This is a genomic window from Novispirillum itersonii, from assembly GCF_014205675.1.
Lineage (GTDB): Bacteria > Pseudomonadota > Alphaproteobacteria > Rhodospirillales > Rhodospirillaceae > Novispirillum > Novispirillum itersonii_A.
In genome coordinates this window covers 208,640-230,717 of sequence record NZ_JACIIX010000001.1, presented here as the reverse complement: position 1 = coordinate 230,717, position 22,078 = coordinate 208,640, and the positions used below count along the sequence as shown (strand labels likewise).

Sequence of the window (22,078 nt, the reverse complement as noted above, 5' to 3'; positions counted from 1 at the left end):
TGAGCAATCAGCCACCTATAGGACTGGGGCTGATTCTTCAGCCCTGGGCCTTGGCGCGCTCGATGGCGTCCTCAATGGCCTTTTCGGCGGCGGCGGCATCGCCCCAGCCGGAAACCTTGGCCCACTTGCCTTCTTCCAGATCCTTGTAGTGGACGAAGAAGTGTTCGATCTGACGCAGCAGAACTTCCCGCAGGTCGGTGTAGTTCTTCACGTCGTCGTGGTACGGGTGCAGCTTGGAATGCGGCACGGCGAGGATCTTTTCGTCGCCACCGGATTCGTCTTCCATGAACATCACGCCGACCGGGCGGACGCGCATCACCGAGCCCACGGCCACCGGCATGTTGCCGACCACCATCACGTCGACCGGGTCACCGTCGTCGGACAGGGTGTGCGGAATGAAGCCGTAGTTGCACGGATAGTGCATGGCGGTGTGCAGGAAGCGGTCGACGTACATGGCGCCGCTTTCCTTGTCGACTTCGTACTTCACCGGATCGCTGCGCAGCGGAATCTCGATGATGACGTTGACGTCGCGCGGCGCATCCTTCCCGATCGGGATCTTCTTGATATCCATGGACATAGCCCTCTAGACATTGCATCCCGGCCCCGGTTCGGGCGGGTCTGCTTGATTGGCGGCGGGTCCGGGGGTGGGAGACGGGTCCGCCCCGGTTCGGCGGCGGTATCCTAACGGTATCGTCCGCCGGATGCGACGGCGAATTTGCAGCCCCTGTAAAATTGCCGGACCCGCAAAATTCGCCTCTTTCCCGGCGGCGGCCTGTGGTAGGGGAGTATCCCTGAAGGGTGCCTCCGCCGGTCCGGCGGCAGGGGGCGGGACAGGAGAAAAACGGATGCGGACAGCGGAGTTTCAGCCGCGCACGGTGTTGGTGCATGTCGGGCTGGATCTGATCGGGGACGGCCTGCTGAAGATGCCGTTCCTGCGGGCGCTGCGGGATCTGTGGCCGCAGGCGCGGGTGACATGGGCCGCCAGTCAGGGCCGGTCGGTGTTTGCCGGGGTGCTGGCCCCGGCGGTGGCGGGCCTGATCGACGAGGTGATCGAGCAGGCCGATGTGCCGACCCGCTGGGGGGATCTGCTGCGGTCCCGTCCGCTGGACGGGCGGGGGTTTGACCTGATCATCGATACCCAGCGCGGACCGGCGGCGACGCTGGCCCTGAAGCGGCTGCCGCACCGGCGGCTGGTGTCCCCGGCGGTGCGCGGGGCGCTGTCGTCGTGGGGTTGCCGTCCGGCCAAGGGCAAACGCCCGGCGGCGATGCTGCGCCAGATGCTGGACCTGCTGGAGCAGGCTGCCGGGGTGCCGGTGCCGACCCCTGACCAGTCCCTGATTCCGGTCCCGGAGGAGCTGCGGGCGGCGACGGCGGCGGTGGTGCCGCAGGGCGTGCCGCTGGTCGGTCTGGCCCCGGGGGCGGGGGGGCGGCATAAGTGCTGGCCGCAGGACTCCTTTGTGGCGCTGGCCCGCCGGCAGGCGGAGGCCGGGCGGGTGCCGGTGATCCTGCTGGGCCCGGCGGAACTGGAGTGGCAGACGGCGTTGCAGGAACAGGTGCCGCAGGCGCTGTTTCCGTTGCAGGATCCCCGGCTGATTGACGGGCGGGGGCTGACCCCGTTTGTCACCATTGCGCTGGCTGGGCACCTGCATGCGGTGGTGTGCAACGATGCCGGGGTCGGGCATCTGGCGGCGGCGTCCGGGACGCCGGTGGTGGTGCTGTATGGCCCGACCAGCCCGAAGAAGTTTGCCCCGCTGACCCGGCGCGGCTGCGTCATCACCGCGCAGGAGTGCGGCGGCAGTGCCATGGCCGACATTCCGGTGGCGGTGGTGGCGGACCGGATCAACGCCCTTCTGGCCTGATCCCCCCGCCCCGTGCTGTCGCCTTTCTTCAAGACCGGATCCGGACGGATCGGGAATGCTGGCCCCTGTTCACAGAACTCTCTCCGGTAAACCGGAATTTCCCGCCGGAGAGAGTGTTCCCGCAACAGGAGCCTGACATGCAGTTCCGCTATACGATCCTTTTTGTCGAGGATGTTGCCGCCTCTCTGGCGTTTTATGAACGGGCCTTTGGCCTGACCCGCCGCTTTCTGCACGAGGGCGGCGATTATGGGGAACTGGCGACGGGGGAAACCCGGCTGGCCTTTTCCTCGGTGCGGCTGATGCGGGATCTGGGCAAGACGCCGGGCCGTCCCCGCCGGGAGGCCCCGGTGTTTGAGATTGCCTTTGAGACCGACGATGTGGCGGCGGCACTGGACCGTGCCCTTGCTGCCGGTGCGGCAGCGGTCCAGCCGGTGCGGCAGGAGGACTGGGGGCAGACCACAGCCTATGTCAGTGATCCTGACGGTTATCTGGTGGAACTGTGTTCCCCGGTGCCCGGAGCCTGATCTTAGGCCCTGAGGTCCCAGTTCCCGAATCCCGGCTCCGCCAGCACCGCCAGCATCGTGGCGTTCCGGCGCAGGGCGGCGGGGGAGCAGCCGAACCAGCGGGTCAGATCGCGCGTCATGTGGGCCTGATCGCTGTATCCGCACAGCCCGGCCAGATCGGCAAGGGGGATGTGTGGCTCCGTCCCCAGCAGCCGGGCGGTGTGGCGGGCCCGGCCCAGTTGCCGCCACAGGCCCGGCGGCGGCAGGCCGAGGGCGCGGAAGTGCCGTTGCGCCGTGCGTTTGCTGCGGTCATTACCGGGCAGCAGGCGGTCGCCGCCGGGAAGAAGTCCGTCAAGGTCGGGCAGGAAACGGGCCTGATCGGCGATGGCCTGTTCCACCGCACAGGAGCCGGTGCGGTGGAGGTCGGCGGCCAGAACCGCCAGCAGGGATGGTGGGATGCTGACACCGGGGCGCAGCCGGTGGCCGGTCACCCGGGTTCCGGCCTCCAGCCGCACCGGGCGCGGGCCGAAATCCCAGTCCGTCAACGTTACGCTGACCTGCCCCTGCGGCGACTGACGGATCAGAATATCGCGGCAGCCGTCAGGCAGGACCACAACAGTCTGATCCTGCCTGACCGTATGGCTCCAGCGGACGGACAGGCCGGAGGATGAGGTCATCCGCCGGTCAGAACGCCGGTTTGGCGGCGTCAGCGGCGGTGAAGCTGCTGACCGCTTCCCCGGCCACCACCGGCCCATTGGCGGTGTTTTCCATCATCACCAGCGCCCGTTCGTTGCCGCCGTCGGGGCGGAAGCGGAACAGGCCGTTGGCCCCGGCGAAGCCGCCGGACTGGGTCAGCACCGAATCGACATAGGCGCGGCCACCGCTCTGGCGGGCCAGCACCGCCGCCAGCGCGGTCAGGTCATAGCCAAGGGCGCTGAGGACCGACGGCTGTTCGTTGAAAGCCTGCTGATAACGCTGGGAAAACGCCTTGAAGGATGCCTGCGGCACCGCCGGGAACCACGCCCGGCTCAGGCCGGGATCCCGCAGCAGGGCCGGGTCGTTCCACAGCATCGGCCCCATCAGGCGCACGGAACGGCCATCAGCGTTGAACACCGACAGCACCGCCAGCTCTTCCTTCAGCGGGGTGCCGCTGGCGGTCATCAGCAGGGCCTCGAACGGCAGCGGGCCGGTGGCGTCCTGCGTCTGCAGGCGGGCCATGGCTTCCAGAGAGGCCGGATCGGTCTTGCCTTCCAGCGCCTTCTTCTGGGCGGCCAGAGTGGCGGCGCGGGTGTCGAAATCGGTGAAGGCCCTCAGCTTGGTCTGAAGGTCCTCGCCCGGGGCATGGAACAGGGTCTTCACCAGCGTTCCGCCAGAGGCGATCACCGCCTGTTCATAGGCGGCGACCATCGAGCGCCCGAAGGCCCCTTCCGGCGACAGGGCGGCAAAGCGGGTGATACCCTGCGCCCGGGCATGGGCCACCACCCGCCGGGCCTGCTCGCTGGCGAGGATACCGCTGACGTAGACGCCGGGGCTGGCCACCTGCGGGTCGGTGGAGAAGGCCAGCGCCCGCACATGGGCGGCCTTCAGGGTCGGGGTCACCGCCGTCACCGAGGAGGCGAACAGCGGCCCCAGCACCAGCACCGCCCCGTCGTTCAGGGCGGCAGTGGCGGCGGTGGCGGCCCCGTCAGGGGTGCCTTTGGTGTCATAGGGCTTCAGGGTGACGGCGCTGTTCCCGGCATCAAACAGGGCAAGCTGGGCGGCGTTCAGCAGCGACTGGCCGGTGGCGGCGCTGGGGCCGGACAGCGGGGCCAGCAGGGCAATCCGGACGGCGGTCGGGTCGGCGGCGGGATCGGTGGACAGGGTGGTCGGCAGCAGCTCGCCGGTGGCGGTCATCGCCGGTTGCGGGGCGACCGGGGCCGGGGCCGGTTGCGGCACCCCCTGCGGCGGTGTGGTGGCCGGGGCGGGCAGCGTTGCGGTCTTGGCCGGGGCCGGCTGGGCCGGTGGGGCGCTTTCGCTCTTCCCACCGTTCATCCAGGATGGTAGCGAAGTGGTGGTCTGGCAGCCGCCGACCAGCAGGCAGGCCGACAGCGCCGCTGCCAGCGCGGCCCTGCCGGGCATCCGCTGCCAGCGGTTTTCCTCTGCCGTTCCGTTCCGCCCCGTGAGAAGGACCCCCGCCCGTGACCGACCCGAACCAGCCTGATCCGGTGCCGCCGCATACAGTTTCCGGTCCGATGACCCGGGACGACGGGACGGGACAGCACGATCAGCAGCAGATGTCACGGGACCTCTCCGATACAGAATCCGACTTCGGGGATGAGACCCCCGGCGGCGATGATGCTACCGTCGGCGGCGACGCAAGTAAACCACAGCCCTCATCGCTGCCTGCCGGACTGTATGTGGTGGCGACCCCGATCGGCAATATGGGCGATATCACCCGCCGGGCCTGTCAGGTGCTGGGCGCAGCTTCGGTGGTGGCCTGCGAGGATACCCGGGTGACCGGGGCGATGCTGCGCCGTCTGGGCATCAGCACCCCGATGCTGCCGTATCATGAGCATAATGCCGAACGGATGCGGCCACAGGTGCTGTCCCGCATTGCGGCGGGCGAGGCGGTGGCGCTGGTGTCCGATGCCGGAACGCCGCTGGTGTCCGATCCCGGTTTCAAGCTGGTGTGTGAGGCCCGCGATCAGGGCCTGACCGTGGTGCCGGTGCCGGGGGCCTCGGCGCTGCTGACCGCCCTGATGGTGGCGGGCCTGCCGACCGACCGCTTCCTGTTCGCCGGGTTTCCGCCGTCGAAGGAAAAGGCCCGGCAGGAGTTTCTGTCCAGCCTGCGCACCGTTCCGGCAACGCTGGTGCTGTATGAATCGGTGCACCGCCTGCCGGAAAGTCTGGCCTCGATGGCGGCGGTGTTCGGCCCGCGCGAGGCGGCGGTGTGCCGCGAGCTGACCAAGCTGCATGAAGAGGTCCGCCGCGCCCCGCTGACCGAGCTGGCCGCCCATTATGCCGCTGCCGGAGCCCCCAAGGGCGAGGCGGTGGTGGTGATCGCCCCGCCGGAGGTGGTGGTGGAAACGGCGGAAACGCTGGATCTGGACGGCCTGCTGCGGGCGGCGCTGGCCCGGCTGTCGGTGCGGGATGCCACGGCGGAGGTGGTGTCGGTCACCGGCCTGAAAAAGCGCGATGTCTATAACCGGGCGCTGGAACTGGCAGCGGAGCGTGACGCATGACGGACGGTCTCTGGACCCTGTATGGACAACCCGGCTGGGGCTCGGCCATCGTTGATCTGCAACTGGGCTGGTACGGCCTGCCGACCGCGTTCATCCCGGTCGGGCATCTGTTCGAGGATCCGGCTGCCGCGGCGCGGCTGCGGCAGATCAACCCGCTGGGGCAGATCCCGGCCCTGATCCTGCCGGACGGGACCCTGATGACCGAAAGCGGGGCGATTACCCTGCTGCTGGCCGACATGGCCGCGCCGGAGCGCAGTCTGGTGCCGCCGCCGCAGGCCCCGGAGCGGGCGGCGTTCCTGCGCTGGCTGCTGTTCATCAACAGCGCCATTTACCCCTGTTATACGGTGATGGACCGGGCGGACACGCTGGTGCCGGATCCGGCAGCGCGGGAGGGCTTTTCGGTGCAGATGCGCGACCGTCTGCTGGCGGCCTACCGGCTGTGGGATGCGGCGGTGACCGGGCCGTGGTGTCTGGGCGGGCGGATGTCGGCACTGGATTTCTATGCGGCGGTGATGGTCCGCTGGACACCGGGGCCGGAGTGGTTTGCCGCCGAGGCCCCGGCCCTGTGGGCGGTGGCACAGCGGGTATGGGCCCTGCCGGAGCTGGCGGAGGTCTGGCGCCGCAACGGTCTTCCGGCGGGAGAAGAGTGATGGCCCGGGGATCTGCCGATGCCGCCGGTCGGCGGGCTGAGACAGTCGCCGCCCTGACCCTGCGCTTTCTCGGCTGGGCGGTTCTGGCCCGCCGCTTTACCTCCGGCCGGGGCACCGGGGCCGGGGAGGTGGACCTGATTGTCGCCCGGGGGCCGTATCTGGTGTTTGCCGAGGTCAAGGCCCGCCCGACGGTGGAGGCGGCGCTGGAGTCGATCACGGCGGAGCAGCGCCGCCGGATCGAGCGCGGGGCGCAGGCGTGGCTGGCCCTCAATCCGCAGTATGCGGAGCGGCAGGTGCGGTTTGATGTGATTGCGGTGCCCTCCTTCGGGCGTCCGCACCATCTGGCCGATGCGTGGCGGCCGGGGGATTGATCGGCTGGCCTGATTGATCGAGGTGGAGCGGGCTGGAATGATCCGGCCGGAATAAAGGCTGGCGATACGCCAAAAACCCTTTATTCTGCTGCCTATGAAGGTATCAAAAACCGGTCCGCTGCTGTGTGCTTTGGCTGTGCTGCCGCTGCTGTCGGTCAGCGCCTGCACCCCGATTGGCATGGCGGCATCGGCGGTGGCGACGGTCGGATCCGCCGCCATCGAGGAGCGCGGTGTTGACGGCACCGCCAATGATACCGCCATCAAGGCCGGGATTACCGGCCGGTTCTTCCAGAGTGATGCCGGGCTGATGACGGATATTGACGTCACGGTCTTCGAGCGGCGGGTGCTGCTGACCGGGGTCCTGAAGGATGCCGACCGCAAGGCCCTTGCCGTGCGGCTGGCGAAGGAAGAGCCCGATGTGATTCAGGTTCTTGACTACATCCGGATCCGGGCCGATGAGTCGACCGATCTCGCCCGCGATGTTGCCATCGCCGGAGAGCTGCGGTCGTCGCTGATGTTCGACAGCCGCATCGTTGCGGTGAATTACAAGGTCGGCGTCGTGGACCGGACCGTCTACGTGATCGGTCTGGCACAGGATGCCGAGGAACGGACCCGGGTGCTCGACTGGTGCCGGTCCACGGAATATGTCCGGCAGGTCGTTGACCTGATCTGGCTGAAAAATGATCCGCGACGGCGGAAGCCGTCCGACAGGAGGCCCTTATGACACAGCACCGGGAAACGGGATGGGTTCTGGACCAGCTGGCGGATGGTGAGGATGCGGAGATTGATCTGGCGCTGACGGCGCTGGCGCTGGCCGATGCCGCCCGCCCCGGGCGGGACCTGAAGGCGGCGCAGGCGCATCTGGATCTGCTGTATGCCACCCTGAAAGAACGGGTTGCCACCGCCGGAGCGCCGGAGCCCGCGCAGGAACGTGGGGCGCTGCTGCGGGCGGTTCTGGTCGAGACCTTCGGCTATCATGGCGACGCGGAGACCTACGAGGATCCGGACAATGCCGACCTGATCCGGGTGATGGAGCGGCGGCGCGGCCTGCCGGTCAGTCTCGGGATCCTGTATCTGGCGCTGGCCCGCTCGGTCGGCTGGACGGCAGAGGGCCTGAATTTTCCCGGACACTTCATCATCCGGGTGGATGGCGAGGATGGCGAGCGGGTGATCCTTGATCCGTTCCACGACGGGGCGGAACTGTCGGTGGCGGACCTGCGCGGTCTGGTCAAGGCGATTGAGGGACCGGAGGCGGAGCTGACCCCGGCCATTTATGCGGCCGTCAGCAACCGCGAGGTGCTAATCCGCCTTCAGGCCAATATCAAGCTGCGGGCGCTTCAGGCCGGGGATTACCAGACCGCGCTGGCGACGGTGGAGCGGATGCTGCTGGTGACCCCGGAAGACCACTGGCTGTGGCGGGAAAGCGGATTGATGCATATGCGTCTGGGTGATCTCGACGGGGCATTGGCGGCGCTGGATGTCTACCTGACGCTGGCCCCGGACGGGACCGACCGCGACCGCATTGCCAAAGTGGTGCAGGAACTGGGGCAGGGGCGGCCCTGAGCCCCGGCTGCCGCTGATCGCTTCTGTCTGCATCGCAGACAGAACAAACCCCTCTTCCGGCCCGGCCTGTCTGCGTTGCAGACAAAACAAAACCCCTTTCCGGACCGGCCCGTCTGCGTTGCAGACAAAACAAACCCCCCTTCCGGCCCGGCCCGTCTGCGTTGCAGACAAAACAAAACCCCTTTCCGGACCGGCCCGTCTGCGTTGCAGACAAAACAAACCCCCCTTCCGGCCCGGCCCGTCTGCGTTGCAGACAAAACAAAACCCCCTTCCGGCCCGGAAGGGGGTTTGTGTTTCAGCCGTCAAAGTGCCCCGGGAGATCCCGGCGCAGCTTACTTGCCGGAGAAGGAGTCGAAGGCAGCCTTGTAACGGGCCTGCACCGGCTCGAACGCCGACTTGGTCACGACGGTGGCCATTTCGGCCAGCTTGGTGCCTTCGGCGACGACGGCGTCCCAGTTGTCCTTGGCCAGCTTCTGGTTCAGCTGGGCGACTTCGACCGGGGTCTTGCAGGAGGTGAAAGCCTTGGAGGTTTCAACGGCGCCTTCGAAGGCCTTGCCGGTGTAACCGAACACTTCCTTGGCGATTTCTTCGGCGCCGGTGGCAAACTTGGTGCCAGCCTGAACGAAAGCATCAACGTTGGCTTTGTTGAAGGCGACGACGTCATCGAAAGTCTTGAGCATGGCGCAACTCCTCATCAGTGCGGTGGGGAGCAGCCTCACTGTCCGGCGGATTTCCGCCTGTCAGCCACTCCGGGGTGGGCACCGGCATTTTTGCGGTGCAACATGAGGGTAAGATAGCGCAGCTGGCGGCAGAGTCAACGGATTTTTGTGCGGCGCACAAAAATGTCATCCCTCTAAAGTAAGGATGGACTACGGCGGCGAATCATGAAAAATTTTCCCAGAATTAAAACTTAATGCAGGAAATTTTACGATGGATGCCATGGATCGCCGTCTTTTGTCTCTGCTGCAAGATCAGGGACGGTCTTCTTACGCCGATCTGGGGGCGGCGGTCGGGCTGTCGGTGTCCGGGGTTGCCGACCGGATCCGGCGGCTGGAGGCCTCCGGCGTGTTGCAGGGGTGGACGGTGCGGGTCGATCCGGTGAAAGCCGGTCTGGACATCCTTGCCTTCATCTTTGTCGCCATTGAACGCCCGGAGTGGGAGCCGGGCTTTCTGACCCGGATGCGGCAGCGGCCGGAGGTGCTGGAATGCCATCACGTCACCGGTGACTGGTCCTATCTGCTGAAGGTGCGGGTCGGGTCGGTTGCCGATCTTGAAGGCTTTCTGGCCACCGGCCTGAAGGATCTGCCGGGACTGGGCCGGACCCATACCCAGCTGGCGCTGTCCTCCCCGAAAGAAACCAATGCCCTGCCGCTGGCAGGAGGAGGCAAGGAATGACCCTGACACCTGACCTGTCCCCGGATCTGGCCGTGATGCTGGCGAAGGGAATGATACTGGGGCTGTCGATCGCCGCCCCGGTTGGGCCGATCGGTATTCTGTGCATGCGCCGCACGCTGGAAGGCGGGGTGCTGGCCGGGGTGGCCGGAGGATTGGGGACGGCGCTGGCCGATGCCCTGTATGCGGCGGTGGCGGCCTTCGGGGTGGCCGGGGTGGCGGCGGTGTTGCAGGACTATGCGCTGCTGCTGAACGGCGGCGGGGCACTGGTGCTGCTGTGGCTGGCGGTGAAGACCCTGCGGGCGGCCCCGGCGGCGGGCGAAGGAGCCGCCGCAGGCGGACGGCGGGGTGTGCTGGGCCTGTGTGTCGCCACCTTTGGCCTGACGATTGCCAACCCGCCGACGATTGCCCTGTTCGCGGCGCTGTTCGCCGGGCTGGGGCTGGGGGCGGGCAGTGATACCGCAACGGCAGTGGCGCTGGTGGCCGGGGTGTTCGTGGGGTCAATGCTGTGGTGGGTGATTCTCAGCACCGGGGTATCGCTGATGCGGCACCGGCTGTCGCCGCCGGTGCTGCTGTGGATCAACCGTGGTGCCGGGGTGGTGCTGCTGGGGTTTGCCGCCGCCATGCTGTGGGCGCTGGCGGCGGCGCTGTAAGACCGTCCTCTCCGTGGCCTCAGGCGCTGCGGACATCGGCGAGGAAGCGGTCCACCAGCGTCTTCAGGTCATCGGCATTGGCGGTCAGGGTGCCCGCTGCCGTCAGAACATCGGTGGAGACATCGCCGGTCTTCTGCGCGGCGGCGGTGACGCCGTGGATATTGCCGGTGACTTCCTGCGTCCCGGCGGAGGCCTGTTCGACGCTGTGGGCGATTTCCCGCGTGGCATGGTCCTGTTCCCCCACCGCCTCGGCAATGGCCGCCGACACGCTGCTGACCTGCCCGATTGCTTTGCCGGTGCTGGCGATGGCCTCCACCGCCAGCCGGGTCTGGGTTTGGACGTTGTCGATCTGGATGCGGATGTCCTCGGTGGCGCGGCTGGTCTGGTTGGCCAGCGTCTTCACCTCGTTGGCGACGACGGCGAAGCCTTTGCCGAGGTCCCCGGCCCGGGCGGCCTCGATGGTGGCATTCAGGGCCAGCAGGTTGGTCTGGTCGGCGATGGCGGTGATCAGCGACACCACCTCGCCGATGCTGCGGGTGGCCTGCGCCAGCCGGTCGATCTGGGCGGTGCTGAGGGCCACCTGATCGGCGGCGTGACGGGCGAGGCCGGAGGCTTCATCCACCCGGTCGGTGATCGAGCGGATCGAGGCGGACAGCTCTTCGGCGGCGGAGGCAACGGTGTTGACGTTGGCGGACGCCTGTTCCGCTGCCGCCGCCACCGAGGTGGCCTGTGTTGAGGTCTGCTGCGAGATCGCCGCCATCTCTTCAGCCGTCTGTTCCAGCCGTCCGGCGGAGGTGATCACCCCGGACACCAGTCGGGCGATATCGGCGTCAAAGCTGGCGGTCAGGGTTTCAATCCGGGTTGCCCGTTCGGTGCGGTGGCGGTCGTCCGCCTCCTGCCGGTCCCGCAGGGCGCGGTTGTGAATCAGATTATCGCGGAACACCACAACAGCGCGGGACATGTCGCCGATTTCGTCGCCACGGTCGCCGCCGTGGATGGCGATGTCGGTATTGCCGGAGGACAGGCTGTTCATCTCGGCGGTCAGGGTGCGGACGGCGCGGCTGGTGTCGCGGGCGATCCACAGGGCGAACACCCCCATTGTCAGGATGATCAGCAGGGACAGAGCCCCCAGTTCCAGAGCCTTGCGGTTGAACTGAGAGTCAATGTCATCAATATAGACGCCGGTCCCGACGCTCCATTTCCAGTCGGGAATGCCGACAACGTAAGACAGCTTGGGGACAATGGTGTCATTGCCGGGGCGTTTCCAGTTATAATGAATAAACCCGGCTCCGGTGCGGCCTGCCTCTGCCACCGTCACAAAAGGTTTTTCGCCGGTGGGGCTGGTAAAATTCCGCATGTCCTTGCCGTCAATCTTCGGATCGGCACCGTGCATGACGATTTTTGCGTCGAAATCCAGAATGAAGAAGTAATTGTTCCTGCCCTCAAACTTCATCATGCGCAGGGCTTCCGCCGCTTTGCGCTGGGCCTCCTGTTCCGGGATCTGGCCGGATTTTGCCTGATCCAGATAGGTCTGGATGATGTTGACCGAGGTCTCGACCATATGCTGGAGCATGTCGCGGCGGTCATTCACCAGCGTGGAACGGATGTTGATCAGGGCCAGCGCCCCGATAGCGATGTACCCGATCAGGGCAATCATGACGATACTGCCGAGCTTACGGCTGATCCGGAGTGACTTGATAGACAGCATATGAACGCACCCTCCGTCTGTCATTCTTGATTGCGGTGGGACGGGCCGGTTTCCGGCACCTGTCCTGACGCTTTTGTGACACTTTCAGGCTAATATCATAGTCGGATGCTTGGTCAATGTCCGAGTATGGATTTATACAGAATATCTATACCTTTGGGTGTTTGTGGTGCGGTTTCAGGCTGACCGTCCGGTCAGGAAACAGCGGTTTCCTGACATTATAAGATGTGTATAAAATATCCCCGGGCGGTGCCTGACCGGGGCGCTGTTCCCAGATTTTCGGACGGTTTTTCCGAAAGCATTAGAAATGTTACGTTTTCTTGATATGCTCTTCGGGTGTATGGGGCTAAACGGCGAAACCGGTGAAAAAGCGCATCTGCGGATGCCGCCTGAAACACCGGAATGACGACAGCCGGACCCCGGCGGGAGGGCGTTGCAGTCCGTCTGCGGTCAGACGGTCTTTACTGAACGGAACAGGGAGCACACTTTCATGCGCAAGTATCTGGCCGGTGCGGCACTGGGAACGGTTCTGGCGATGACCCCGTATGGTCTGGCGCTGGCCGACACCCCCAAGGACACGCTGGTGATGGCTTTTGCCATCGATGACATCATCTCCCTCGATCCCGGTGAGGCCTTCGAGATTTCGACCGGCGAATACACCGGCAACACCTATGACCGTCTGGTCGCCTTCGACATTAAGGATGTGTCGAAGCTGCGCGGCACGCTGGCCGAAAGCTGGACCGTCTCTGACGATGCGCTGACCTATACCTTTAAGATGCGCAAGGGTGTCAAGTTTGCCTCCGGCAACCCGGTGACGGCGGAAGACGCCGCCTTCTCGCTCCAGCGCGCGGTGATCCTGAACAAGTCCCCGGCCTTCATCCTGACCCAGTTCGGCCTGACCCCGGACAACGTGAAGGACAAGGTCAAGGCCGTTGACGCCGACACGCTGGTGTTTCAGGTCGACAAGCCCTATGCCCCGTCCTTCGTGCTGAACTGCCTGACCGCCACCGTTGCCTCGGTGGTTGATAAGGTCGAGGTGATGAAGCATGAAAAGAACGGCGACTTCGGCAACGAATGGCTGAAGACCAACTATGCCGGAACCGGGGCCTATGCCCTGCGCCAGTGGAAGCCGGGTGAATCCCTGTCGCTGGTCGCCAACGAGAATTACTGGGGCGAAAAGCCGAAGCTGAAGCGGGTGCTGATCCGTCAGGTGAAGGAATCCGCCTCGCAGCAGCTGCTGCTGGAAAAGGGTGATGTGGATATCGCCCGCAATCTGGAAGCCGACCAGCTGAAGACCGCCAAGACCAATGCCAACCTGCATCTGGTCTCGGCCCCGAAGGGCACGGTGTGGTACGTCGGCCTTAACCAGAAGAACCAGTACCTCCAGAAGCCGGAAGTGCGGAAGGCCCTGAAGTATCTGGTTGATTATGATGGCATCGCCAATGTCATCATGGCCGGGCGCGCCACCAAGCATCAGACCTTCCTGCCGAACGGCTTCCTCGGGGCTTCCAACGACACCCCCTATGCGCTGGATGTCGCCAAGGCGAAGGACCTGCTGAAGCAGGCCGGTCTGGAAAACGGCTTCAAGGCCACCATCGACACCCGCAACGTCACCATGACCACCCAGATCGCCCAGTCCCTGCAATCGACCTTCGCGCAGGCCGGGGTGCAGCTGGAGATCATTCCGGGGGATGGCAAGCAGGTGCTGACCAAGTACCGCGCCCGTAACCACGACATCACCATGTTCCAGTGGGGCGCGGACTATCAGGACCCGCACACCAACGCCGAAACCTTTGCCTCCAACCCGGATAACTCCGACGAAGGCAAGGTCAAGACGCTGGCATGGCGGAATGCGTGGGATATCCCGGATCTGACCAAGATCACCGCCGCCAACCTGATGGAGCGGGATTCCGCCAAGCGCGCCGCCGTTTATCAGGATCTTCAGAAGACGATCCTCGAGAACTCGCCGTTCATCATCATGTTCCAGGAAACCGAAGTGGCGGTGGCCCGGAAAAATGTGAAGAATCTGGTGCTCGGGCCGTCGTTCGACACCAACCTCTACGCTGGCGTCAGCAAGGACTGAGACCCGTCGGATGACCGGACGGGCGGAACAGGGCGGGCCGGAAACGGTCCGCCCGTCCCGCTCCGGGGCGCGTCAGGCGTCGCCGGGGCGGATCAGGCTGAAGCGGGCGGGGATGATGGCACTGCGGACCCTCGGGTCGCTGGCGGTCACCTTTCTCGGGCTTCTGATCATCACTTTCCTGATCGGCCGGGTGCTGCCGATTGATCCGGTTCTCGCCGCCGTTGGCGACCGGGCCCCGGCGGATGTCTATGACCGCGTCTATCACGAGATGGGTCTGCATCTGCCGCTGTATCAACAGTTTTTTGACTATGTGATGCGGGTGTTTCAGGGCGATTTCGGCACGTCGGTGCTGACGTCCCGCCCGGTGCTGGACGATATCGTCCGGGTGTTTCCGGCAACGCTGGAGCTGGCGACGATTGCCACCATCCTCGGCGTGCTGCTGGGGGTGCCGATGGGGGTGCTGGCGGCGGTCCACCGCGGGCGCTGGCCGGACCACTGCGTCCGGGTGCTGGGCCTGTTCGGCTATTCCCTGCCGGTGTTCTGGCTGGGGCTGGTCGGGCTGCTGCTGTTTTATATGAAACTCGACTGGGTCGGCGGACCGGGGCGGCTGGATGCGGCGATGGAGGATTTCTTCGAGCCGGTGACCGGCCTGATCCTCGTCGATGCCCTGTTGCAGGGGGATATGGAGGTGTTCCGTAACGCCGTCAGCCATATCACGCTGCCGGCGGCGCTGCTGGCCTATTTCTCGCTGGCCTATATCGCCCGGATGACCCGCTCCTTCATGCTGGAGCAGCTGGCGCAGGAGTATGTGCTGACCGCCCGGGTGAAGGGGGTGTCAGAGGCGCGGGTGATCTGGCGCCATGCGCTGGGCAACGTGATGGTGCCGCTGATCACCGTCATCGCCCTGTCCTACGCCCACCTGCTGGAAGGCTCGGTGCTGACCGAAACCGTCTTCGCCTGGCCGGGGCTGGGGTCGTACATCACCAGTTCCCTGCTGAATGCCGATATGAACGCGGTGCTGGGCGGCACCATCATCGTCGGCGGGGTCTTCATCGGGATCAATCTGCTGTCGGATCTGCTGTACCGGCTGTTTGATCCCCGGGCGCGGCGATAAGGAGGCGGCGATGAGCAAGACTGATGTCATCGGGTCCGCCGCGCCGCAGGGGCTGCGCGGCTGGCTGAGTACCGATACCCCGCACTCGCGGTTTCAGGCCCGGATGGGGCGGCTGTGGTTCGGCTGGCTGACCTTCCGCCGCAACCGTCTGGCGATGCTGGGCCTGTCCATTGTGCTGCTGCTGTGTGCTGTGGCGCTGTTCGCGCCGCTGCTGGCCCCCTATAACCCGGTACAGGGCGTGCTGAACGACCGGCTTCAGGCCGGATCGGCGGCCCACTGGTTCGGGACCGATAATATGGGCCGGGATATCCTGTCCCGTCTGGTCTACGGGGCGCGCTACACCCTGCTGGTGGTGGTGCTGGTGGCGGTCACCGCCGCGCCGATCGGCCTGCTGGTCGGCACCGTGGCCGGGTATTTCGGCGGCTGGGTCGATACCGTGCTGATGCGCGTCACCGATATTTTTCTGGCCTTCCCCAAGCTGATTCTGGCGCTGGCCTTTGTCGCCGCGCTGGGGCCGGGGCTGGAGAATGCCGTTCTGGCGATTGCCCTGACCTCGTGGCCGCCCTACGCCCGGCTGGCGCGGGCGGAAACCCTGACCGTGCGCACGGCCGATTATATTGCCGCCGCCCGTCTTCAGGGCCTGTCCCATCCCCGCCTGATCGTCGGCCATATCATGCCGATGTGCACCAGCTCGCTGATCGTGCGGGTGACGCTGGATATGGCGGGCATCATCCTGACCGCCGCGGGGTTGGGCTTTCTGGGCCTTGGCGCCCAGCCGCCGCTGCCGGAGTGGGGGGCGATGATCTCGGAAGGGCGTCAGTTCCTGCTGAACCAGTGGTGGGTGGCGACGGTGCCGGGGCTGGCGATTTTCATCGTCAGTCTGGGCTTCAACCTGCTGGGTGACGGGCTGCGCGATGTTCTTGATCCCCGGGCCGGAGGGAATGGCTGATGACTGATCTCACGTCTGCCGCCCCCCTGCTGGAGGTGGAGGATCTGCGGGTGCACTTCCATACGCCGCGTGGCGCGGTGGAAGCGGTGCGCGGCCTGTCGTTCACGCTGGGGCGGGAACGGCTGGGCATTGTCGGGGAGTCCGGCTCCGGCAAGTCGCAGACCGGCCGGGCGATTCTGGGCCTGACCGCCGGAAATGGCCGGATCACCGCCAAAACCCTGCGCTTTCAGGGGCAGGATCTGCTGTCCCTGAGCCCGAAGCAGTGGCGGGCGGTGCGCGGGGCCCGCATGTCGATGATCATGCAGGATCCCAAGTATTCGCTGAACCCGGTGATGACCGTCGGCGACCAGATTGTCGAGGCCTACCGCCAGCATCACCGCGTTTCGGCGGCGGAAGCCCGGCTGCGGGCGCTGGCGATGCTGGCGCGGGTGAAGATCCGCGATCCGGAACGGGTGTTTGCCACCTATCCGCACGAGGTCTCCGGCGGCATGGGGCAGCGCATCATGATCGCCATGATGCTGATCCCCGAACCCGACCTGATCATCGCTGACGAGCCGACCAGCGCGCTGGATGTCACGGTGCGGCTTCAGGTTCTGGCGATTCTGGATGATCTGGTGCGGGAACGCGGGATGGCGCTGATCTTCATCAGCCACGATCTGCCGCTGGTATCGTCGTTCTGTGACCGGATTCTGGTGATGTACAAGGGCCGGGTGGTGGAAGACCTGAAAGCGTCGGAGCTGCACGCCGCCCGCCATCCCTACACGCAGGGCCTGCTCGGCTGTCTGCCGAAGCTGGACCAGCGGCAGGAAACCCTGCCGGTGCTGCGCCGGGATCCGCGCTGGGAGCATGGAACCCTTGAGGAGGTGACGCGATGAGCGGCGCGGTCTTGCAGGCGGTGCCGGGCACCGGCATTGACGTTTCCGGCCTGAATGTGTGGTTTGGCGACCATCAGGTGCTGCACGGGGTCAGCTTCAGTGTGCCGGAAGGCGGGGCGCTGGGGCTGGTCGGGGAGTCCGGGTCCGGGAAGTCCACCGTGCTGCGCGCCCTGTGCGGGCTGGTGGATCAGTGGTCCGGGGCGCTGCGCATTGATGGGGCAGAACTGGGGAAGACCCGCAGCCGGGGCTTCTACCGGGTGGTCCAGATGGTGTTTCAGGATCCTTTCGCCAGCCTGCACCCGCGCCACACCATTGACCGCACCCTGTCGGAACCGGCGCAGGTCCATGGCCTTGACCGGGTGGAGGAGCGGGTGGTGACGGCGCTGGAACAGGTGGGGCTGGACCGCTCCTTCCGTTTCCGCTTTCCGCATCAGCTTTCCGGCGGGCAGCGGCAGCGGGTGGCGATTGCCCGCGCCCTGATGCTGGAACCGCGCGTGCTGCTGCTGGACGAACCGACCAGTGCGCTGGACGTGTCGATTCAGGCGGAAGTGCTGAACCTGCTGAAGGGGCTGCAACGCGATCTGGGCCTGACCACCCTGATGGTCAGCCACGATCTGGCGGTGGTGTCGCACATGTGCGACGCGGTGGCGATCATGAACCGGGGCCGGATTCTGGAGACCATCGCGGCGGAGGACCTTGCCGCCGGGCGGGTTGATCACCCCTACAGCCGCCAGCTTCTGCGGGCGTCATCGGGCTTCGACCGGGCGGTGATCGACAGCTTCGTCGACTGGGAATAATCCTTCCTGACAGAAAAAAGCCGCCCGGTGGAGGGATCCACCGGGCGGTTATCGTTTCAGGCTTTACTCATCGGCCCCGCCGGGATCCGGCAGGTGCATTTCATGCCACAGGGCGTTGAGGATCCCGGCCCCGCAGGCCAGACCGATCCCCAGAATCCATGCGAAGTACCACATTGTGTCTGTCCCCCTCAGTAATGGGCGGTCGGGTTGCGTTCGATCTGCTCCGCCGTCACCCGGCCGCGCAGGGTGCGGAAGACGAAGCTGGTATAGGCCAGAATGATCGGCAGGAAGATCAGGGTGCAGATCAGCATGATGAACAGGGTGCGCTGACTGGAGGAGGCATCCCACACCGTCAGGCTCGACACCGGGTCAAGGCTGGACGGCAGCAGGAACGGGAACATGCTCACCCCGGCGGTGGCGATGATCCCGAACAGCCCGATACCGCTGGCGATGAAGGCGGTGCCGGGGCGCCCGGCCCGCACCAGCGCCAGCGCCAGAAGCTGCCCGGTCAGGCCGAGGACCGGGGCGATCAGCATCCACGGATAGGTGGCGTAGTTTTTCAGCCAGGCCCCGGATTCAATCGCCACCTGCTTCAGCAGCGGATTGGACGGGCCATCGGTGACCAGCGGCGAGGTGATGGTGTAGCCGGGCAGGCCATAGGCCACCCACACCCCGGCCAGCCCGAACAGCAGGGCGGTCAGGGGGGCGGTGATACCCAGAATCCGCTCTGCCCGCTGGCGGACCGGGCCGTCGGCCTTCACCGACAGATAGACCGCCCCATGCGACAGCAGCATGCACAGCGACACCAGACCGGCCAGCAGGCCGAACGGGTTGAGCAGTTCAAACAGGCCGGTTCCTTCGTAGAAGATCCGCATGTCGGCATCAATGCGGAACGGGGCCCCCTGCAACAGGTTGCCGAAGGCGACGCCGAACACCAGTGATGGCACGATGCCGCCGATGGTCAGCGCCCAGTCCCAGAACGACCGCCAGCGCGGATCGGTGATCTTGTTGCGGAACTCGAAGCCCACGGGGCGGATGATCAGGGCCGCCAGCACCAGAAACAGGGCGATGTAAAACCCGGAGAAGGCGGTGGCGTAAATGGCCGGCCATGCGGCGAAGATCGCCCCGCCGCCAAGGATCAGCCACACCTGATTGCCGTCCCACACCGGGCCGATGGTGTTAATCGCCACCCGCCGTTCGACGTCGGTGCGGGCGACGGCGGGCAGCAGGGCGGCCACGCCAAGGTCAAAGCCATCCATGATGGCCAGCCCGATCAGCAGGACCCCCAGAAACAGCCACCAGATAACGCGCAAAAGTTCGTAATCAAGCATCGTGGTCCCCCTTATTCCGCAGGCTGGGCCACGGGGGTGCCCGGGGCCGGTTTCAGGTTGAGGGCGGCAACCGGGCCGAGGCGGATGGTCTTGCGCATCAGCATGATATCGACCACCAGCAGCGACGAGTAAAAGACGACAAAGCCGCACAGGGTGAACAGCACCTTGGACAGCGACAGCGAGGAGGAGCCGAGGAAGGTCGGCAGCATGCCATCCACCGCCCACGGCTGACGTCCGAATTCAGCGACGAACCAGCCCAGTTCCGCCGCCAGCCACGGCAGCGGCAGCGACCACAGGCACACTTTCAGGAACAGCGGGTTGGCAAAATCCCGGCGGCAGGCTTTCCAGAACGCCACCGCGAAGAAGGCGATGAAGAACAGGCCGAGCCCGACCATGATCCGGAAGCCCCAGAACAGCGGCCCGACGCCGGGCACGGTATCGGCGGCAGCGCGGGCGATGGTGGCATCATCGGCGGTCCGTGGGTCCGCCACGTACTTTTTCAGCAGCAGGGCGTGGCCGAGATCGCGGTCATGGGCCTTCAGGGTGGCCCGGGCCTCGGCATTGCTGCGGTCGGCCCGCAGCCGTTCCAGCGCGTCGTAGGCGATCAGGCCGTTGCGCACCCGCTGTTCGGCGGTTTTGACCAGATCGTTGATGCCGGGCAACTGGGTATCGGCGGAACGGGTGGCGATCAGCCCCAGCGCCCACGGGATTTTGACCTCAAAATGGTTTTCGCGGCTGGCGGCATCGGGGATGGCGAACACGGTGAACCCGGCAGGGGCCGGTTCGGTCTCCCACATCGCTTCAATGGCGGCCAGTTTCATCTTCTGGCTTTCGCTGACGGTGTAGCCGCTTTCATCGCCCAGAACCACCACCGACAGGCTGGACAGCAGGCCGAAGGCCGAGGCGACGGTCATCGAACGCCGGGCAAACTGCACATGCCGCCCGCGCAGCAGGTACCACGCGCTGATGGCCATCACAAAGATCGCCCCGGTGACGTATCCGGCGCTGATGGTGTGGACGAACTTCGACTGGGCCGCCGGGTTGAACAGCAGCTCCCAGAATGAGGTCATCTCCATCCGCATGGTATCGGGGTTGAAGTGGGCACCGACCGGATTCTGCATCCAGCCGTTGGCGATCAGGATCCACAGGGCCGACATGTTCGACCCGATCGCCACCAGCCAGGTGGCGGTCAGGTGGCCCAGTCTGCTCATGCGGTCCCAGCCGAAGAAGAACAGGCCGACGAAGGTGGACTCGAGGAAGAAGGCCATCAGTCCTTCAATCGCCAGCGGTGCCCCGAAGATGTCGCCGACGTAGTGGGAGTAATAGGCCCAGTTGGTGCCGAACTGGAATTCCATGGTGATGCCGGTGGCAACCCCCATGGCAAAGTTGATGCCGAACAGCTTGCCCCAGAACTTGGTCATGTCGCGCCAGATGGTGCGCCCGGTCATGACATAGGTGGTTTCCATAATGGCCAGCAGAAACGACAGGCCAAGGGTCAGGGGCACAAACAGAAAATGATAGAGTGCGGTGGCGGCGAACTGAAGCCGCCCGACCGCAGTCGGATCAAGGTCAAACATGGGATCAGTTTCCCTTCTCAACGGCGCCGGTTTCGATCAGCCGGCCGGTCATGGCCGAGTCGTCGACGGGAACCCGCGCATCAGCGCCGAACAGAAACAGCCGCATCGACACCACCACCACCAGCTTGATGCACAGGGCGACGGTGATACCGCGCGCCAGAGGGGTGCGGGGGCGGATCGCCGCTGACAGGAAGGCATGCAGAGAGGTCAGGACCGCGTGCATGGCACACTCCTTGACACTGGGCCAGTGCGCTGGGCACGGCCGGATTTGGGGTATGGCCGACCGGTCACAGCCCTGTGGTTTCAGGGATGCGGTGGTCTCAGCCAACGATGCGGAACGGACAGGTCAGCGCTGCCGGGGGCGGCCGCAGGGCAGGCCCCGGCGGGCAGGCTGACAGAGGGGGGATTACGCCGGTGGCGGGCCGCGCGGGGCGGTGGTCAGGTTCAGCCCGGCGGCGCGCAGCGGCGGGGCGATGACCTGTGGCTGCGGCAGCGGTGCGGGCGGCACGGCCCGCAGCAGCAGGACCGGGGGCATCGCCGTCATCGCCGTGCCATGCAGCATCGGCAGACAGAAGACGCAGAGGTCAGAGCCGCCCGGCTGGTCGCCGGTGCTGATGACGGTGCCGTCCCGGTCCATCACCACAAGGCCGGTGGCGGTACAGATTACGATCCGTCCGTCTGTCAGGCTTTGGGCAAAGGGAGTGGCGGCGGCGCTGGCGGGCCGGGTCGGCAGCAGGCCACCCCCGGCAATGTTGAACACCAGCACCAGCAGGCCGATCCACGCAGCGGTCAGCCGCCGGACCCGGGCACAGGCCGGATCCGCCGTTGTGTCATAGCGCTGTGTGCGAGAGACCCTAGTCATCGTGGGGAAACTATCGGTCCGGACCAGCCGGAAGTCAACAGCCTTGCGTTACCCCAATGCCGCAGGGCAGGCCCGCGTCCTGTTCAGTCCTGCCGGTCAGGCCCGGCCAGATTGGCCGCCATCCGTGCCAGCAGGGCGGAAACCTGTTGCTGTTCCGCCGGGCTGAGGCCGTCCATCATCTGTCCGGCAATCTGCATGCGGCTGTGCTGGAGATGCCGGAACACCTCCTCGCCTGCCGGGGTCAGGGTCAGGCAGTGGGTGCGGCGGTCGGTGGGGTGGGGGCTGCGGGCGATCAGGCCCCGCTCTTCCAGATCCTTCAGCACCCGGGCGATCTGGGCTTTGTCGCGGCCGCTGCGGTCCGCCAGTTGATTCGGCAGCAGCCCGGGAAACCGCCCGATGGCCGACAGGGCTTTAGCCTGAAACGGGGCGAGGTCGGGGGCGCCTTCCATCAGGCTGGCCCGCAGCCGGGCCTTGAAGCGGTGGCTGAGGTCCCACAGGCGTTCGGCGATGTCAGGAAGCGGATGGTCGGCAGGCATGGGGAGGGATCCGGAAAATAAGTTGATAAAGTCAACG

At 65.9% G+C, this 22,078-nt stretch carries 25 protein-coding genes; 14 read left to right on the top strand and 11 right to left on the bottom strand.

Going from position 1 to position 22,078, the window contains the following annotated elements:
* Window positions 1-37: 37 nt before the first annotated feature.
* Window positions 38-571 carry an inorganic diphosphatase gene (gene ppa / locus FHS48_RS01070; protein WP_184260296.1) on the bottom strand — a complete coding sequence of 178 codons (534 nt, stop codon included), beginning with the start codon at window positions 569-571 and terminating at the stop codon, window positions 38-40.
* 274 nt (window positions 572-845) lie between these two features.
* Between ppa and FHS48_RS01065 the strand changes: the two genes are divergently transcribed.
* Window positions 846-1,859: a glycosyltransferase family 9 protein gene (locus tag FHS48_RS01065; RefSeq protein ID WP_184260293.1), complete on the top strand. Its 1,014-nt coding sequence runs from the start codon at window positions 846-848 to the stop codon at window positions 1,857-1,859.
* Between the two features lie 137 nt (window positions 1,860-1,996).
* Window positions 1,997-2,383, top strand: coding sequence for a VOC family protein (locus FHS48_RS01060; protein WP_184260290.1), 387 nt, complete (start codon window positions 1,997-1,999; stop codon window positions 2,381-2,383).
* A gap of 2 nt (window positions 2,384-2,385) precedes the next feature.
* Here the strand turns inward: FHS48_RS01060 and FHS48_RS01055 are convergent, their stop codons facing one another.
* Both FHS48_RS01055 and FHS48_RS01050 read right to left on the bottom strand, forming a co-directional pair.
* A complete protein-coding gene (locus FHS48_RS01055) occupies window positions 2,386-3,039 on the bottom strand; it encodes a helix-turn-helix domain-containing protein (protein ID WP_184260287.1) in 654 nt (217 codons plus the stop codon).
* 7 nt (window positions 3,040-3,046) lie between these two features.
* Window positions 3,047-4,480, bottom strand: coding sequence for a penicillin-binding protein activator (locus FHS48_RS01050; RefSeq protein ID WP_184260260.1), 1,434 nt, complete (start codon window positions 4,478-4,480; stop codon window positions 3,047-3,049).
* Between the two features lie 59 nt (window positions 4,481-4,539).
* Here FHS48_RS01050 and rsmI point away from each other — a divergent pair, with 59 nt between their 5' ends.
* The 5 genes from rsmI to FHS48_RS01025 all read left to right on the top strand — a co-directional run bounded on the left by rsmI (window position 4,540) and on the right by FHS48_RS01025 (window position 8,167).
* Window positions 4,540-5,583: a 16S rRNA (cytidine(1402)-2'-O)-methyltransferase gene (gene rsmI / locus FHS48_RS01045; RefSeq protein ID WP_184260257.1), complete on the top strand. Its 1,044-nt coding sequence runs from the start codon at window positions 4,540-4,542 to the stop codon at window positions 5,581-5,583.
* Window positions 5,580-6,233, top strand: a complete 654-nt coding sequence (locus FHS48_RS01040) for a glutathione S-transferase family protein (RefSeq protein ID WP_184260254.1) — start codon at window positions 5,580-5,582, stop codon at window positions 6,231-6,233. Before rsmI ends, FHS48_RS01040 begins: the two co-directional genes overlap by 4 nt.
* Window positions 6,233-6,604: a YraN family protein gene (locus FHS48_RS01035; RefSeq protein ID WP_184260251.1), complete on the top strand. Its 372-nt coding sequence runs from the start codon at window positions 6,233-6,235 to the stop codon at window positions 6,602-6,604. Before FHS48_RS01040 ends, FHS48_RS01035 begins: the two co-directional genes overlap by 1 nt.
* A 94-nt stretch (window positions 6,605-6,698) precedes the next feature.
* Window positions 6,699-7,328, top strand: a complete 630-nt coding sequence (locus FHS48_RS01030; protein ID WP_184260248.1) for a BON domain-containing protein — start codon at window positions 6,699-6,701, stop codon at window positions 7,326-7,328.
* Window positions 7,325-8,167, top strand: a complete 843-nt coding sequence (locus FHS48_RS01025; RefSeq protein WP_184260245.1) for a SirB1 family protein — start codon at window positions 7,325-7,327, stop codon at window positions 8,165-8,167. Before FHS48_RS01030 ends, FHS48_RS01025 begins: the two co-directional genes overlap by 4 nt.
* Window positions 8,168-8,499: 332 nt before the next feature.
* Here FHS48_RS01025 and FHS48_RS01020 read toward each other — a convergent pair whose 3' ends face one another.
* Window positions 8,500-8,847: a phasin family protein gene (locus tag FHS48_RS01020; protein ID WP_184260242.1), complete on the bottom strand. Its 348-nt coding sequence runs from the start codon at window positions 8,845-8,847 to the stop codon at window positions 8,500-8,502.
* A 250-nt stretch (window positions 8,848-9,097) separates the two neighbouring features.
* On the opposite strand from FHS48_RS01020, the gene FHS48_RS01015 reads away from it, so the two are divergent.
* Window positions 9,098-9,562 carry an Lrp/AsnC family transcriptional regulator gene (locus tag FHS48_RS01015; protein ID WP_184260240.1) on the top strand — a complete coding sequence of 155 codons (465 nt, stop codon included), beginning with the start codon at window positions 9,098-9,100 and terminating at the stop codon, window positions 9,560-9,562.
* Window positions 9,559-10,212: a LysE family transporter gene (locus FHS48_RS01010; RefSeq protein ID WP_184260237.1), complete on the top strand. Its 654-nt coding sequence runs from the start codon at window positions 9,559-9,561 to the stop codon at window positions 10,210-10,212. The genes FHS48_RS01015 and FHS48_RS01010 overlap by 4 nt, the downstream gene beginning before the upstream one ends.
* Before the next feature lie 19 nt (window positions 10,213-10,231).
* Here FHS48_RS01010 and FHS48_RS01005 read toward each other — a convergent pair whose 3' ends face one another.
* Window positions 10,232-11,920, bottom strand: coding sequence for a methyl-accepting chemotaxis protein (locus tag FHS48_RS01005; RefSeq protein WP_184260234.1), 1,689 nt, complete (start codon window positions 11,918-11,920; stop codon window positions 10,232-10,234).
* 487 nt (window positions 11,921-12,407) lie between these two features.
* Here FHS48_RS01005 and FHS48_RS01000 point away from each other — a divergent pair, with 487 nt between their 5' ends.
* The 5 genes from FHS48_RS01000 to FHS48_RS00980 are packed head-to-tail and all read left to right on the top strand — an operon-like array spanning window position 12,408 to window position 17,735.
* The gene (locus FHS48_RS01000) at window positions 12,408-14,000 is read left to right on the top strand and encodes an ABC transporter substrate-binding protein (RefSeq protein ID WP_184260232.1); all 1,593 of its coding nucleotides are present in this window, start codon (window positions 12,408-12,410) and stop codon (window positions 13,998-14,000) included.
* 10 nt (window positions 14,001-14,010) lie between these two features.
* Window positions 14,011-15,114 carry an ABC transporter permease gene (locus FHS48_RS00995; protein ID WP_416046492.1) on the top strand — a complete coding sequence of 368 codons (1,104 nt, stop codon included), beginning with the start codon at window positions 14,011-14,013 and terminating at the stop codon, window positions 15,112-15,114.
* Between the two features lie 10 nt (window positions 15,115-15,124).
* Window positions 15,125-16,063: a nickel transporter permease gene (nikC, locus tag FHS48_RS00990; RefSeq protein WP_184260229.1), complete on the top strand. Its 939-nt coding sequence runs from the start codon at window positions 15,125-15,127 to the stop codon at window positions 16,061-16,063.
* Window positions 16,063-16,938, top strand: a complete 876-nt coding sequence (locus FHS48_RS00985) for an ABC transporter ATP-binding protein (RefSeq protein WP_184260226.1) — start codon at window positions 16,063-16,065, stop codon at window positions 16,936-16,938. Before nikC ends, FHS48_RS00985 begins: the two co-directional genes overlap by 1 nt.
* On the top strand, window positions 16,935-17,735 hold the full coding sequence (locus FHS48_RS00980) for an ABC transporter ATP-binding protein (RefSeq protein WP_184260223.1): 801 nt from the start codon (window positions 16,935-16,937) through the stop codon (window positions 17,733-17,735). Before FHS48_RS00985 ends, FHS48_RS00980 begins: the two co-directional genes overlap by 4 nt.
* A gap of 63 nt (window positions 17,736-17,798) precedes the next feature.
* Here FHS48_RS00980 and cydX read toward each other — a convergent pair whose 3' ends face one another.
* The 6 genes from cydX to FHS48_RS00950 form a co-directional block, all read right to left on the bottom strand.
* Window positions 17,799-17,909 (bottom strand): cytochrome bd-I oxidase subunit CydX, encoded by a 111-nt coding sequence (cydX, locus tag FHS48_RS00975; protein WP_019645900.1) that lies wholly within the window; start codon window positions 17,907-17,909, stop codon window positions 17,799-17,801.
* 14 nt (window positions 17,910-17,923) lie between these two features.
* Window positions 17,924-19,066, bottom strand: coding sequence for a cytochrome d ubiquinol oxidase subunit II (gene cydB, locus FHS48_RS00970; RefSeq protein WP_184260220.1), 1,143 nt, complete (start codon window positions 19,064-19,066; stop codon window positions 17,924-17,926).
* An 11-nt stretch (window positions 19,067-19,077) separates the two neighbouring features.
* Window positions 19,078-20,643: a cytochrome ubiquinol oxidase subunit I gene (locus FHS48_RS00965; protein ID WP_184260217.1), complete on the bottom strand. Its 1,566-nt coding sequence runs from the start codon at window positions 20,641-20,643 to the stop codon at window positions 19,078-19,080.
* 4 nt (window positions 20,644-20,647) lie between these two features.
* A complete protein-coding gene (locus tag FHS48_RS00960; RefSeq protein ID WP_184260214.1) occupies window positions 20,648-20,866 on the bottom strand; it encodes a hypothetical protein in 219 nt (72 codons plus the stop codon).
* Between the two features lie 183 nt (window positions 20,867-21,049).
* Window positions 21,050-21,505 (bottom strand): DUF2946 family protein, encoded by a 456-nt coding sequence (locus FHS48_RS00955; RefSeq protein WP_184260212.1) that lies wholly within the window; start codon window positions 21,503-21,505, stop codon window positions 21,050-21,052.
* An 83-nt stretch (window positions 21,506-21,588) separates the two neighbouring features.
* The gene (locus FHS48_RS00950) at window positions 21,589-22,041 is read right to left on the bottom strand and encodes a MarR family winged helix-turn-helix transcriptional regulator (RefSeq protein ID WP_184260209.1); all 453 of its coding nucleotides are present in this window, start codon (window positions 22,039-22,041) and stop codon (window positions 21,589-21,591) included.
* Between the last annotated feature and the right edge of the window lie 37 nt (window positions 22,042-22,078).

Bases quoted from the DNA above. Each gene is read 5' to 3' on its own strand.
- ppa (WP_184260296.1), bottom strand. From the start codon at position 571: ATGGATATCAAGAAGATCCCGATCGGGAAGGATGCGCCGCGCGACGTC.
- FHS48_RS01065 (WP_184260293.1), top strand. From the start codon at position 846: ATGCGGACAGCGGAGTTTCAGCCGCGCACGGTGTTGGTGCATGTCGGG.
- FHS48_RS01060 (WP_184260290.1), top strand. From the start codon at position 1,997: ATGCAGTTCCGCTATACGATCCTTTTTGTCGAGGATGTTGCCGCCTCT.
- FHS48_RS01055 (WP_184260287.1), bottom strand. From the start codon at position 3,039: ATGACCTCATCCTCCGGCCTGTCCGTCCGCTGGAGCCATACGGTCAGG.
- FHS48_RS01050 (WP_184260260.1), bottom strand. From the start codon at position 4,480: ATGCCCGGCAGGGCCGCGCTGGCAGCGGCGCTGTCGGCCTGCCTGCTG.
- FHS48_RS01040 (WP_184260254.1), top strand. From the start codon at position 5,580: ATGACGGACGGTCTCTGGACCCTGTATGGACAACCCGGCTGGGGCTCG.
- FHS48_RS01035 (WP_184260251.1), top strand. From the start codon at position 6,233: ATGGCCCGGGGATCTGCCGATGCCGCCGGTCGGCGGGCTGAGACAGTC.
- FHS48_RS01030 (WP_184260248.1), top strand. From the start codon at position 6,699: ATGAAGGTATCAAAAACCGGTCCGCTGCTGTGTGCTTTGGCTGTGCTG.
- FHS48_RS01025 (WP_184260245.1), top strand. From the start codon at position 7,325: ATGACACAGCACCGGGAAACGGGATGGGTTCTGGACCAGCTGGCGGAT.
- FHS48_RS01020 (WP_184260242.1), bottom strand. From the start codon at position 8,847: ATGCTCAAGACTTTCGATGACGTCGTCGCCTTCAACAAAGCCAACGTT.
- FHS48_RS01015 (WP_184260240.1), top strand. From the start codon at position 9,098: ATGGATGCCATGGATCGCCGTCTTTTGTCTCTGCTGCAAGATCAGGGA.
- FHS48_RS01010 (WP_184260237.1), top strand. From the start codon at position 9,559: ATGACCCTGACACCTGACCTGTCCCCGGATCTGGCCGTGATGCTGGCG.
- FHS48_RS01005 (WP_184260234.1), bottom strand. From the start codon at position 11,920: ATGCTGTCTATCAAGTCACTCCGGATCAGCCGTAAGCTCGGCAGTATC.
- FHS48_RS01000 (WP_184260232.1), top strand. From the start codon at position 12,408: ATGCGCAAGTATCTGGCCGGTGCGGCACTGGGAACGGTTCTGGCGATG.
- FHS48_RS00995 (WP_416046492.1), top strand. From the start codon at position 14,011: ATGACCGGACGGGCGGAACAGGGCGGGCCGGAAACGGTCCGCCCGTCC.
- nikC (WP_184260229.1), top strand. From the start codon at position 15,125: ATGAGCAAGACTGATGTCATCGGGTCCGCCGCGCCGCAGGGGCTGCGC.
- FHS48_RS00985 (WP_184260226.1), top strand. From the start codon at position 16,063: ATGACTGATCTCACGTCTGCCGCCCCCCTGCTGGAGGTGGAGGATCTG.
- FHS48_RS00980 (WP_184260223.1), top strand. From the start codon at position 16,935: ATGAGCGGCGCGGTCTTGCAGGCGGTGCCGGGCACCGGCATTGACGTT.
- cydX (WP_019645900.1), bottom strand. From the start codon at position 17,909: ATGTGGTACTTCGCATGGATTCTGGGGATCGGTCTGGCCTGCGGGGCC.
- cydB (WP_184260220.1), bottom strand. From the start codon at position 19,066: ATGCTTGATTACGAACTTTTGCGCGTTATCTGGTGGCTGTTTCTGGGG.
- FHS48_RS00965 (WP_184260217.1), bottom strand. From the start codon at position 20,643: ATGTTTGACCTTGATCCGACTGCGGTCGGGCGGCTTCAGTTCGCCGCC.
- FHS48_RS00960 (WP_184260214.1), bottom strand. From the start codon at position 20,866: ATGCACGCGGTCCTGACCTCTCTGCATGCCTTCCTGTCAGCGGCGATC.
- FHS48_RS00955 (WP_184260212.1), bottom strand. From the start codon at position 21,505: ATGACTAGGGTCTCTCGCACACAGCGCTATGACACAACGGCGGATCCG.
- FHS48_RS00950 (WP_184260209.1), bottom strand. From the start codon at position 22,041: ATGCCTGCCGACCATCCGCTTCCTGACATCGCCGAACGCCTGTGGGAC.